At 63.5% G+C, this 12,277-nt stretch carries 12 protein-coding genes; 9 read left to right on the forward strand and 3 right to left on the reverse strand.

Going from position 1 to position 12,277, the window contains the following annotated elements; genetic code table 11:
- The first annotated feature begins 6 nt into the window (after positions 1-6).
- From ACR0IR_RS12030 to ACR0IR_RS12050, 5 genes are read left to right on the forward strand one after another with little or no spacing between them, the layout of a single operon-like run.
- The gene (locus ACR0IR_RS12030) at positions 7-1,068 is read left to right on the forward strand and encodes a ligand-gated ion channel (protein WP_170364622.1); all 1,062 of its coding nucleotides are present in this window, start codon (positions 7-9) and stop codon (positions 1,066-1,068) included.
- Between the two features lie 49 nt (positions 1,069-1,117).
- A complete protein-coding gene (locus ACR0IR_RS12035) occupies positions 1,118-2,065 on the forward strand; it encodes an ABC transporter permease (RefSeq protein ID WP_480779118.1) in 948 nt (315 codons plus the stop codon).
- Positions 2,062-2,877 carry an ABC transporter permease gene (locus ACR0IR_RS12040; RefSeq protein ID WP_170364082.1) on the forward strand — a complete coding sequence of 272 codons (816 nt, stop codon included), beginning with the start codon at positions 2,062-2,064 and terminating at the stop codon, positions 2,875-2,877. Before ACR0IR_RS12035 ends, ACR0IR_RS12040 begins: the two co-directional genes overlap by 4 nt.
- Complete coding sequence (locus ACR0IR_RS12045; RefSeq protein WP_170364083.1) at positions 2,874-4,472, forward strand: ABC transporter ATP-binding protein; 1,599 nt, start codon at positions 2,874-2,876, stop codon at positions 4,470-4,472. Before ACR0IR_RS12040 ends, ACR0IR_RS12045 begins: the two co-directional genes overlap by 4 nt.
- Positions 4,473-4,506: 34 nt before the next feature.
- Positions 4,507-5,952, forward strand: a complete 1,446-nt coding sequence (locus ACR0IR_RS12050) for an aldehyde dehydrogenase family protein (RefSeq protein ID WP_170364084.1) — start codon at positions 4,507-4,509, stop codon at positions 5,950-5,952.
- 6 nt (positions 5,953-5,958) lie between these two features.
- Here the strand turns inward: ACR0IR_RS12050 and pncB are convergent, their stop codons facing one another.
- The gene (gene pncB, locus ACR0IR_RS12055; RefSeq protein ID WP_170364085.1) at positions 5,959-7,251 is read right to left on the reverse strand and encodes a nicotinate phosphoribosyltransferase; all 1,293 of its coding nucleotides are present in this window, start codon (positions 7,249-7,251) and stop codon (positions 5,959-5,961) included.
- A 166-nt stretch (positions 7,252-7,417) separates the two neighbouring features.
- Between pncB and ACR0IR_RS12060 the strand changes: the two genes are divergently transcribed.
- Positions 7,418-7,951, forward strand: a complete 534-nt coding sequence (locus ACR0IR_RS12060; protein WP_170364086.1) for a hypothetical protein — start codon at positions 7,418-7,420, stop codon at positions 7,949-7,951.
- Positions 7,952-7,955: 4 nt separating this feature from the next.
- On the opposite strand, the gene pncA is transcribed toward ACR0IR_RS12060, so the two are convergent.
- The gene (gene pncA / locus ACR0IR_RS12065; RefSeq protein ID WP_170364087.1) at positions 7,956-8,549 is read right to left on the reverse strand and encodes a bifunctional nicotinamidase/pyrazinamidase; all 594 of its coding nucleotides are present in this window, start codon (positions 8,547-8,549) and stop codon (positions 7,956-7,958) included.
- A 96-nt stretch (positions 8,550-8,645) separates the two neighbouring features.
- Here pncA and trhO point away from each other — a divergent pair, with 96 nt between their 5' ends.
- Both trhO and ACR0IR_RS12075 read left to right on the forward strand, forming a co-directional pair.
- Positions 8,646-9,551 (forward strand): oxygen-dependent tRNA uridine(34) hydroxylase TrhO, encoded by a 906-nt coding sequence (gene trhO / locus ACR0IR_RS12070; RefSeq protein WP_170364088.1) that lies wholly within the window; start codon positions 8,646-8,648, stop codon positions 9,549-9,551.
- Between the two features lie 81 nt (positions 9,552-9,632).
- Entirely contained in the window at positions 9,633-10,151 is a 519-nt protein-coding gene (locus tag ACR0IR_RS12075; RefSeq protein ID WP_093964086.1) for a potassium channel family protein, read from the forward strand.
- Positions 10,152-10,170: 19 nt separating this feature from the next.
- Here ACR0IR_RS12075 and ACR0IR_RS12080 read toward each other — a convergent pair whose 3' ends face one another.
- On the reverse strand, positions 10,171-10,500 hold the full coding sequence (locus tag ACR0IR_RS12080) for a hypothetical protein (protein ID WP_170364089.1): 330 nt from the start codon (positions 10,498-10,500) through the stop codon (positions 10,171-10,173).
- Positions 10,501-10,687: 187 nt separating this feature from the next.
- Between ACR0IR_RS12080 and betB the strand changes: the two genes are divergently transcribed.
- Positions 10,688-12,142, forward strand: a complete 1,455-nt coding sequence (gene betB, locus ACR0IR_RS12085) for a betaine-aldehyde dehydrogenase (RefSeq protein WP_170364090.1) — start codon at positions 10,688-10,690, stop codon at positions 12,140-12,142.
- The last annotated feature ends 135 nt before the right edge of the window (positions 12,143-12,277 follow it).

Here is a 12,277-nt window from a genome sequence, read left to right on the forward strand (position 1 = left end):
TTTCAGATGACACGTTGCCTTGTTTCGGTGTTTTTCTTCATGGTCGCCCTGGCCCTGTCGGGGCCCTCGGGCGCGCAGGGGTTGTTTCAGGATGGCCACAGCGCGCTGTTGGGCACCCCGGAAAACCCGGTCGAGGTCGGCGTCGGCATCAAGATCGACCAGATCACCTCGGTCGATCAGAAGGCCGAGAATTATGGCGCCGTGGTCGTGCTGCGCTTTGAATGGAGCGATCCGGCCCTGGCATTCGATCCGGATGAGCTGGGCCGCGATTTCCGCGTATTCGATCCGCCGGCCTTCGTACGCCATGCGGCCGCACGGGATGCGGTGGTTCCCGCCTTTGTCATCCACAACCAGCAGTCCAACCGCTGGGTGCACGAATCCGCGGCCGCCCTGCGCTATGATGGGCATGTGACGTTTGTCGAGAAATCCTCGCTGACGCTGCAGGCGCCGCATTTCAACTTCCTCAGGTTCCCCTTCGACACGCAGGAGTTCCATTTCGAGGTCGTCTCGGTCTTTCCGTCCGACTTCGTGCATTACTACGCGCTGGACCAGTTTTCGGGGCTGGGCGACACGCTGGGCGAAGAGGAGTGGATTCTGGGCAATGCCCGTATGCTGGCCTCGACCACGACCGGCCTGTCGGGCAATGAAAGCGATCAGGTGTCGCTGGTCTTTCAGGGCAAGCGCCACCTGACCTATTATGTCATTCGGGTGTTCCTGCCGATGCTGGTGCTGGTTTTGGTCGGCTGGGCGCTGTTCTTTCTGGACGAATACCGCAAGCGGATCGACATCGCCGGGGCCAACCTGCTGGTCTTTGTCGCCTTCAACTGGGCGATCTCGGCCGATCTGCCCAAGCTGGGCTATCTGACCTTTCTGGATTTCATCCTGCAATGCATGTTCCTGATGACCGGGGCGCTGGTGGTGTTCAACGTGATGCTGCGGCGGCTCAAGGTCTCGGGGCGCGAGGACACGGCGCGCAAGCTGGACAACTATGCGATCAAGTGGATCTATCCGCTGGGCTATGCCGCGATCGTGGGCTACGCGGTCTGGGCGTTTCTGATGCAGTCCTGACGCGCTGTGCCGCTGGACCGGCGGCCAATCCCGGCCTAACGTGGCGGCAATGCTCCGATATGCGCTCAAACGTCTGATTTCGCTGGCACTCAGCCTGGCCGTCGCTTCGGTGGTCATCTTCACGGTGATCGAGGTGGCGCCGGGGGATCCGGCCTCGTTCATGCTGGGGGTGAACGCCCAGCCCGAAACGCTGGCCGCCCTGCGCGCCGAACTGGGCTTGGACGTGTCACGGCCGCAGCGCTACCTGAACTGGGTCAGCGGTATGCTGGCCGGAGATTTCGGCACGTCGTACACCTATCGCACGCCGGTGGCGCAGATGGTGGCCGACCGGCTGTGGGTGTCGCTGCCGCTGGCGCTCTATGCGCTGACACTGTCGACGCTGATCGCCTTTCCGGTCGGTATCTACGCCGCCGCGCGTCGGGGGAAACCGGGCGATCTGGCGGTAATGGGGGCCACGCAGCTGGGCATCGCGGTGCCGAATTTCTGGTTTGCGATGATGCTGGTGCTGATCTTCGCCATCAACCTGCGCTGGTTCAACGCGGGCGGGTTCGCGGGGTGGGACAACGGCCTGTGGGCCGGGCTGCACTCGCTGACCTTGCCGGCGATTGCGCTGGCTCTGCCACAGGCGGCGATTCTGTCGCGGGTCATGCGCTCGGCACTGCTGGACATTCTGGGTGAGGATTTTATGCGCACCGCCCGCGCCAAGGGCCTGTCGCGCCGTCAAGCGCTGTGGCGGCACGGGGTGCGCAACGCGCTGATCCCGGTGTTGACCATCATCGGGCTGCAGTTTTCCTTCCTGCTGGCCGGATCGATCATCATAGAGCAGGTCTTCTATCTGCCCGGGTTGGGGCGGCTGGTGTTCCAGGCGATCTCGGCGCGGGACCTGATCGTGGTGGAGTCGGTGGTGATGCTGCTGGTCTTTGCGGTCATCACGGTGAATTTCCTGGTCGATCTGGCCTATGCCGCGGTCGACCCCCGGTTGCGGAGCCGCACATGAGCCGGTCTCTGATTCTGGGGGCGGGGCTGTCCTCGGTGGTGGTGCTGATGGCGCTGCTGTCCTTCGTCTGGACACCCTATGACCACGCCGCGCTGAACATCCCCGACAAATTGCAGCCGCCCAATGCGCAGCACTGGTTCGGTACCGATCATTTCGGGCGCGACATGTTCTCGATGATCATGGTGGGTGCGCGCACCTCGATCGCCGTTGCGTTGGTGGCTGTGGGCATCGGCATGGGGTTCGGCGTGCCGCTGGGGCTGACGGCCGCGGCGCGCAAGGGGTCGTGGCTGGACGAGCTGATCATGCGCGGCAACGATCTGGTCTTTGCCTTCCCCTCGCTGGTGATTGCCATCCTGATCACCGCCGTCTTCGGCCCCGGTGCGGTGAACGCGATCATCGCCATCGGCATCTTCAACATCCCCGTCTTCGCCCGTATCACCCGCGGCGCGGCCCTGTCCCTGTGGGAGCGCGAGTTCATCCTGGCCGCCCGTGTGGCGGGCAAGGGCGCGGCGCGGATTTCGGCCGAGCACATCCTGCCCAACGTCGCCAATTTGCTGATCGTGCAGGGCACCATCCAGTTCAGCCTTGGTATTCTGGCCGAAGCGGGGCTGTCCTATGTCGGCCTCGGTGCGCAGCCACCCACGCCCAGCTGGGGCCGGATGCTGGCGGATGCGCAGACGATGGTCAGTTTTGCCCCGCATTTGGCTCTGATTCCGGGGCTGGCGATCATCGTGACGGTGCTGGGGCTGAACCTGCTGGGCGACGGGCTGCGCGATTGGCTTGACCCTCGCATCCGGGTGGCCCGCGCATGAGCCTGCTGGAAATCCATAACCTGTCGCTGTCGATCCACGGGGTCCCTGTTCTGGACCAGGTCAGCCTGTCCATCGACCCCGGGCAGATCGTGGCCGTCACCGGTGAGAGCGGCTCGGGCAAGTCGATGTCGGCACTGGCGGTGATGCAGTTGCTGCCCGCAGGGGCCGTGGCCAGCGGCTCGGTCCGCCTTGACGGGCACGAGGTTCTGAATAGCCCCGAGGACGAGATGTGCCGCCTGCGCGGCGCGGCCGTCGGGATGGTGTTCCAGGAGCCGATGACGGCGCTCAACCCTGTGAAGACCATCGGTGATCAGGTGATGGAGACCATCCTGATCCACAAGGCCATGCCCCCCGACGCCGCCCGCGCGCGCGCCCAAGAGGTTCTGACCCGCGTCGGCCTGCCGCCCGACCGCTTTCCCCTGTCGCGCTATCCGCACGAACTGTCGGGCGGGCAGCGACAGCGGGTGGTGATCGCCATGGCCATCGCCCTGCGCCCTCGGCTGCTGATCGCGGACGAGCCGACGACGGCGCTGGACGTGACCACGCAGGCGCAGATCCTCGATCTGCTGCAGGGGCTGGTTACCGAATACGGCATGGGCCTGCTGATGATCACCCACGATCTGGCGGTGGTGACCGACATGGCCGACCGGATCGTGGTGATGCAGAAGGGGCGCGTGGTCGAAACCGGGCCGACAAACCACCTGCTGCGCCACATGCAGCATCCCTATACGCGGATGCTGTTTCAGGCCTCGGGCCACCGGGTCGCATTGCCTGCGCCGCCCGCGCCCGCGCCGCTGCTCGAGGTTCGCAACGTGGTGCGCGACTATCGCCTGCCGCGCACGCGGTTGTTTGAAAAGCCGGGTCATCACCGGGCCGTGGACCACGTCAGTTTCACGCTGAACCGGGGCGAACGCCTTGGACTTGTGGGCGAGTCCGGCTGCGGAAAATCGACCCTAACACGGGCGATTTTGGGGCTTGAGAAGGTTCAGGGCGGGCAGATCCTGCTGGGCGGCCTGCCAGTGTTCACCGGTCGCAAACCCAATCTGGCCGTGCGCCGCAAGATGCAGGTGGTGTTCCAGGACCCGTTCGGCAGCTTCAACCCCCGCCACCGTGTCGCCCGCCTGATCACCGAGCCTTTTCACCTGCTGGGAACGCCGCCCACCGGGTCCGAACGGCAGCATCGGATCGCCGAGATGCTGACCGCCGTAGGCCTCTCGCCGGACGATGCGGGGAAATACATCCACGAATTCTCGGGCGGGCAGCGCCAGCGCATCGCCATCGCCCGCGCCCTGATCATCCGGCCCGAGCTGATCCTGTTCGACGAAGCCGTCTCGGCACTCGACGTGTCCGTGCGGGCGCAGATCCTCGACCTGCTGGCCGAGCTGTGTGCGGCCTATGACCTGACCTACCTGTTCATCAGCCATGACCTGAGCGTGGTGCGCACCATCACCGACCGGGTGATGGTGATGCAAGCAGGCCGGATCGTCGAGCAGGGCGAGACCGAGCGCGTGTTCGCGGACCCGCAGCACCCCTATACGCAATCCCTGATCCAAGCCGTGCCGAAATTGCCCGAGATCGGGCAGGGCGCAGCATGAAATCCCATTGTTAGAGCCTATTTTGGAGGCAGATATGCTAAATCCCATCTGGTTTGACCCCACCCTGTGCCTGATCGGCGGCGATTGGGTCGCAACCGACGACACGCTTGATCTGACCAACCCGTCCGACGGCACGCCGCTGTGCCGGATTGCGCGCGGTGGGGCGCCGCAGATCGATGCCGCCGTGCAGGCCGCGCAGGCGGCGCTGGACGGTGACTGGGGCAGGACGACCGCGCTGGAGCGGGGCCGCATCCTGACCCGGCTGGGGCAGTTGGTGCGGGACAGGACCGAAGAGCTTGCGCTGCTCGAAGCGTTGGACGTTGGCAAACCGCTGACCCAGGCGCGCGCCGACGCACTGGCGTTGGCGCGGTATTGCGAATTCTACGGCGGTGCGGCGGACAAGGTGATGGGTCAGACCATCCCCTATCTGGACGGCTACACCGTCTATACCCTGCGCGAGCCGCATGGCGTGACCGGCCATATCGTGCCGTGGAACTACCCGATGCAGATCATCGGCCGCTCGGTCGGGGCGGCGCTGGCCATGGGCAATGCCTGCGTTCTGAAACCGGCCGAAGAGGCCTGTCTGACAGCACTGGCCTTTGCCCATCTGGCCACCGAGGCCGGCCTGCCGCCGGGGGCGCTGAACGTGGTGTCCGGCATCGGGTCCGAGGCGGGCGCGGCCCTGTCGGCGCATCCGGGTGTGCATCATATCTCGTTCACCGGGTCCGTGGCGACGGGCGCGCTGGTGCAGCAGGCGGCCGGGGCCAACGTGGTGCCGGTGACGCTGGAACTGGGCGGAAAATCTCCGCAACTGGTGTTCGATGATGCCGATCTGGAGGCCGCGTTGCCGTTTCTGGTGAATGCGGGCATCCAGAACGCGGGTCAGACCTGCTCGGCCGGGTCGCGCGTTCTGGTGCAGCGCGGGGTCTATGCCGAGGTCAAGGCGCGCATGGCCGCCGCCTATGCCGACCTGACCGTCGGACCTGCGACCGAGGATCTGCGCGTCGGGCCGCTGATCTCGGACCGGCAGAAGCGGATCGTAACCGGCTTTCTGGCGCAGGGGGCTGATCTTGAGATCGCAGCACAGGGCCGGATCGTGGATCACGCGCCGACGGGCGGGGCCTATGTGCGCCCGACGGTGTTTGGGGACGTGCCGCCCGATCATCCGCTGGCGCAGAAGGAAATCTTTGGCCCCGTCCAGGTTTTGATCCCCTTCGACACCGAGGAACAGGCCATTCAAATCGCCAACGGCACCGACTATGGGCTGGTGGCCGGGGTCTGGACGTGGGACGGCGCGCGGCAGATGCGGCTGGCCAAACGGTTGCGCGCGGGGCAGGTGTTCATCAACAACTACGGCGCGGGCGGCGGGGTCGAGCTGCCGTTCGGCGGGGTCGGAAAATCGGGCCATGGCCGCGAAAAGGGGTTCGAGGCGCTGTACGGTTTTTCCCAGTTGAAAACCGTGGCCGCCCATCACGGCTGAGCCGGGCTAGACGATCACTTCGATCGCTTCTTGTTCCCCTACGCCAAAGACGCGCTTGTAGCGCTCGATCTCGTCTTTCGGCCCCATCGCCTTTTCGGGGTTGTCCGAAAGTTTCACCGTCGGACGCCCATTGGCCGAGACCGCCTTGCACACTAGCGAGAACGGCGCCAGCGCATCCCCCGGCACCAGCCCGCGGAAATCGTTGGTCAGCAATGTGCCCCACCCGAACGAGACCTTCACCCGGCCCGCGAATTGGCCATGCAATTCGCGGATCTTGTCCACATCGAGCCCGTCCGAGAATATGATCCGCTTCTGGCTGGGATCCTCGCCGCGCGATTTCCACCAGTCGATGGCGATCTCGGCGCCCTTGGCCGGATCGCCGCTGTCGATGCGGATGCCGGTCCATCCGGCCAGCCAGTCGGGCGCGCGGTCCAGAAACCCCTTGGTGCCATAGGTGTCGGGCAGGATGATCCGCAGGTTGCCGTCATGTTCGTCATGCCAGTCGCTCAGCACGTCATAGGGCGCGCGGGCCAGTTCTTCGTCGGTTTCGGCCAGCGCCGAATAGACCATCGGCAGTTCATGTGCATTGGTGCCGATCGCCTCGACCTCGCGCCGCATGGCGATCAGGCAGTTCGACGTGCCGGTAAACGCTGGGCCCAGCCCTTCGATCATCGCCTGCACGCACCAGTCCTGCCACAGGAAGGAATGCCGCCGCCGGGTTCCGAAATCTGCGATGCCCAAACCGGGAATGCCGCGCAGCGTTTCGATCTTTTCCCAGACACGGGTCATGGCGCGGGCATAGAGAACCTGAAGTTCGAACCGGCGCATGTCGTTCAAAACCGCGCGCGAGCGCAGCTCCATCAGCACCGCCAGCGCCGGGATTTCCCACAGCATGACCTCGTGCCATTTGCCTTCGAATGTCAGCTCGTACTGATCGCCGCGGCGTTCGAGGTGATAGGGCGGCAGGCGCAGATTCTCGAACCATTCCATGAAATCGGGGCGGAACATCTGGCGTTTGCCGTAGAATGTATTGCCTCGCAGCCAGGTGCTTTCACCCCGGCTGAGGCTGAGCGAGCGGATGTGATCCAGCTGTTCGCGCAGTTCGCCCTCGTCGATCAGCTTGGCCAGCGGGACGTGATTCGAGCGGTTGATCAAGGAAAACTCGACCGTTGTTTGAGGTCGGTTTCGAAACACTGACTGGCACATCAGCAGTTTGTAGAAGTCTGTGTCGATCAAAGATCGGACAATCGGGTCGATCTTCCATTTGTGATTGTAGACACGGGTCGCGATGTCGACCATGGGGAACTCCTGCCATTTCCGTTGTTAGATCAATCAGGGCGGTGAATGGCAAGAGGCGCGGATTTGGTAACAATGCCAAGGACAGGCCATAATGCGGGCATAATGTCTGTTCTTTTCGCGGTCTAGTTAGATGGTGGGATGGTACGAGAAGGTAGTAGTTGGCTGAATGGTTCTGGCTTACGACTTTGATATTGTAACGATTGCGAAAGATGGGGGTGATTGCGGTTCGGCGACTGCGGCAGACTCGAAAACCGCAACCGTCTACGCGCGGTTTCGCGACGTAAAGACGGCCGATGCACTTAGGGGAGCGTCACCGCAGCTGCGCCAGATGTTCGTGGATGCCGGGTTCATTCTGGACAGCCACGGCAATAGTGATCCACGTGGCTTCTATCCGGCCGAAGACGCCGAGGCCCGCGAAAAAGTCTTGCGTCGGCTGTTTGCAAATATTCGGGCAACGGGATTGCGCGGCCAGTATTGCGGTGAATTCTATCTGCACGGCTTTCTGCGCCATGTCCGCAGCGCGCAACCCAGTGTCGATATCAAACGCCGCGATCCGGTGCGCCGCCCGCAACCGGCCACACCCGCGCCCGCAAAACCTGACCGAAGAACCGTGCCGGGGCGCATTGGCTTCGCCCTTGGCCTTGCGGTTATCGTGTTCGTCCTGCTGAAATACCTGGCTGCGGCCGGAGCGACGCCCTGAACCGCTAGGCCAGCGTAACACCCGCGTCGCGCATGGCCTGCTCCGCCGCTGCGAGCGATCCATCCAGATCGATTGCGCGGCAAACGTCGGTTCTGACGGTCACGTCAAAGCCCAGCCGGGCCGCATCCACTGCCGAATAATGCACGCAGAAATCGGTCGCCAGGCCCACCAGCGTCAACCGGTCGATCCCGCGCGTGCGCAGATAGCCTTCCAGCCCGGTGGGCGTGGTGTGGTCGTTTTCGAAGAAGGCCGAATAGCTGTCGATCGCGCTGCGGAAGCCCTTGCGCAGGATCAGGTCGGCATCGGTGCGCAGGTCGGGGCGGAATTCGGCGCCGGGCGCGCCCTGAACGCAATGGTCGGGCCACAGGACCTGCGGGCCATAGGGCATCTCGACCAGATCATAAGGTGCCTTGCCCGGATGGGAGGACGCGAACGAGGAATGACCCGCCGGGTGCCAGTCCTGCGTCAGGATCACCGCATCGAAATCGGGCATCATGGCATTGATCGGGGCGATGATTTCATCCCCGTTGGGAACTGCCAGCGCGCCGCCAGGGCAGAAGTCGTTCTGGACATCAATCACAATCAGGGCATGGGTCATGGCGGCCTCCTTTGCGTGCCCTATCGGTAGGCGGGCGGGCGGGGGTCGTCAATGCGGTGTCTTGCGTTGCGGGGGGCCGCGCATTAGATCGCGGCCATGTACACGATCGCCGCACTGTATCACTTCACCCATTTTGCCGACCCGGACGCCCTGCGCGCGCCGCTGCTGGAGCTGTGCCGCGCGGAGTCGGTCAAGGGCACGCTGCTGCTGGCGCATGAGGGCATCAACGGCACCATCGCCGGCCCACGCGCCGGGATCGACGCGGTGCTGGCGCATATCCGGGCGCTGCCGGGTTGTGCCGATCTGGAATGGAAAGAAGCCACCGCCAGCCAGCCGCCTTTTGGCAAGATGAAGGTGCGCCTGAAGAAAGAGATCGTGACCATGGGCCAGCCGGATGTCGATCCGCGCGCCCGCACCGGCCATTATGTCGAGCCGCAGGACTGGAACGACTTGATCCGCTCGGACGATGTGGTGGTGATCGACACGCGCAACGACTATGAGGTATCGATCGGCACATTCGACGGCGCAATCGACCCTAGAACGGCCAGTTTTCGCGATTTTCCCACCTGGTGGGAGCAGAACAAGCACCGATTCCACAACAAGCGCGTCGCCATGTTCTGCACCGGAGGCATCCGCTGCGAGAAATCCACCAACTATTTGCTTGGGCAGGGGGTCGAGGATGTGTACCACCTGAAAGGCGGCATCCTGCGCTATCTTGAGGAGGTCCCGCCTGAGGACAGCACCTGGAAGGGCGAATGCTTCGTGTTCGACAATCGCGTCTCGGTCGGGCACGGGCTGGTCGAGGGGCCGCACCAGCTGTGTCATGGCTGCCGCCGCCCGATCCTGCCTCAGGACAGGGACCGCCCCGAATACGAGCATGGCGTGTCCTGCCACCAGTGCATCCACGAGACGTCCGAGGCCGACAAGGCGCGGTTCCGCGAACGGCAGAAACAGATCACGCTGGCACGGGCGCGGGGCGAAGAGCATATCGGCGGCCAATAGCTTCGAATCCCGCAAAAAAGCTTGCGATGATGCGCCCGGCGTTAAAATATGGCCGGTACCCGTGCTTGGGGAGGGGGGACGATGGCGCATGATCCAACCACATTGCAGGATTGGAAGCCCACGCTGATCGCAGCGATGGGCCTTGTCATGCTCAGTGCTCTGGCTTGGTACATTCTTTCACACCTGACCGAATCCGCCGCCGGCGACACAATCGGAGCCGCGGCCACCATCGGGTTGGCGATTTGGCTTTTCTCGCAGACCTGGTACTACATGGCGCTTGTGCGCTCGCCCAAGCGGCAGTTGCTGCTGATGGGAATTTCCTTCATCCAGGTCGTGCCGTTTCTGTTCGCTGCAGTCTACGGGTCATACGGGTACTACGATCTGTGCGTTGAAGGCGCCCGCGGTCCGGCGGATGTCCTGTATTTCTCGTATGTTACCTTCACGACGGTTGGTTTTGGTGACTTGCGGCCAGTTGGTGTGTGCCGCGCCCTTGCCGTGGCTGAGGCGATTACCGGCTATATTCTACTGGGCCTGTTCGTGGCAGCGGCCGTGGGGCTGTATGGTCGGTCGCATCGTCATCGCCATGACAAAGACGCCTGAGCCCGCCGGCCACATTTCTTCACTTGTTCCGATCAATCCATTGCGACATCGCACGTTTGTCGCGGAAGCACTCGCTGGGGATCGGGCGGCGTTTTGTGCGCGAGATCCACTCGGCAAAGGCCACCTGTTTACCCGTCGGGTAGTCGGCAAAGGGGGAGGGATCGTGCGGCTTGTGCGCCGAAATCCAATCGGACATGGATCGCCGGTCGCGCTGCGCCTCGACCGGGATCTCCAGAGCGGACTGCTGGGCGATCGCGCGCGCATAGCGCATCTGACGGTCCGTGACGGGCAGAATGTGGTAGTCGTTGGTCGGCCCCATCGGGGCGGTTTTGCGCAAAGACTGTTCCATCTGGTGATCCTCCGATCATGTAGAACAGAAATGGAACATTAACCATTTTTTTCAAGAGGGCCCCTTTTTTTGTTGGCAAGAATTCGCCCAAAGCAGTGCTTTATTGACTGATCAATCAATAATCATTACCTGCGGATGAAACCGACCGGCACCGGTTCCCCGGGGCCAGAGTAAAAAAGGATCCGCGATGAAAGTTCAGCCCAAGGCCAGCCACTTTATTGATGGCGAATATGTCGAAGACACCGCAGGCAACCCGATCGACGTGATCTATCCAGCTACGGGCGAGGTCATCGCCCGCTTGCATTCGGCGACGCCGCAGATCATCGAACAGGCTCTAACAAGCGCAAAGCGCGCGCAAAAGGCCTGGGCGGCGATGACCGGGACCGAGCGCGGCCGCGTCCTGCGCCGCGCCGCCGACATCATGCGCGAGCGCAACCGCGAGCTGTCGATCCTGGAAACCCATGACACCGGCAAGCCGTTGCAGGAAACGCTGGTGGCCGATGCGACCTCGGGCGCGGATGCGTTGGAATATTTCGGCGGGCTGGCCGGGTCCCTGACCGGTGAGCACATCCCGCTGGGTGGCGGCGATTTCGTCTATACCATCCGCGAGGCGCTGGGCGTCTGCGTCGGCATCGGCGCGTGGAACTACCCCACCCAGATCGCCTGCTGGAAGGGCGCCCCGGCGTTGGCCTGCGGCAATGCGATGGTGTTCAAACCCTCGGAAACCACGCCCCTGTCGGCGCTGAAAGTGGCCGAGATCCTGATCGAGGCTGGCGCTCCCAAGGGTATCTACAACGTGGTTCAGGGCTATGGCGATGTGGGCGCCGCGCTGGTCACCGACCCGCGCGTGGCCAAGGTGTCGCTGACAGGTTCTGTGCCCACGGGCCGCAAGGTCTATGCCGCCGCGGCCGAAGGCATGAAACACGTCACGATGGAACTGGGCGGCAAGTCGCCCCTGATCGTGTTCGACGGTGCCGATATCGAAAACGCCGTCTCGGGCGCGATCCTGGGCAATTTCTATTCCTCGGGCCAGGTCTGTTCCAACGGCACGCGGGTCTTTGTGCAGAAGGGCATCAAAGAGGCCTTCCTGGCCCGTCTGACCGCACGCCTTGCCAAGGTGAAGATCGGCGACCCGATGGATGAGGCCGTGAACTTCGGCCCGATGGTCAGCGAAAACCAGATGAACATCGTTCTGGGCTATATCGAAAATGGCAAGACCGAAGGCGCGCGGCTGGTCCATGGCGGCACGCGGCTGGATCGCCCGGGCTTCTACCTTGAACCCACGGTCTTTGCCGACGTGACCGACGACATGACCATCGCCCGCGAGGAGATCTTTGGCCCCGTCATGTCGGTGCTGGATTTCGAAACCGAGGGCGAGGTGATGGCCCGCGCCAACGCCACCGAATTCGGCCTGGCCGCCGGCGTCTTCACCAACGACCTGACCCGCGCCCATCGCGTGGTGGCCGGGTTCGAGGCGGGCACCTGCTACATCAACACCTACAACCTGGCCCCGGTCGAGGCGCCGTTCGGCGGGTCGAAAATGTCAGGTGTCGGACGCGAGAACTCGAAGCTGGCGATCAACCACTATTCGGAAATGAAAACCGTCTATGTTTCGATGAACGACGTCGAGGCACCCTACTAGACGATCCCGAACCGGGATTCCGGCCCAACTTGCCCTGTTCCCGACATTTGGGGTCGGGAACAGAGCATACGGTGTCCGCACGCTGTGGCTGACTTCTGAGGCAGAGGGGTGACGCGCCCCCGCCATTCAGGAGAA

Source organism: Ruegeria sp. CF2 (assembly GCF_056537385.1).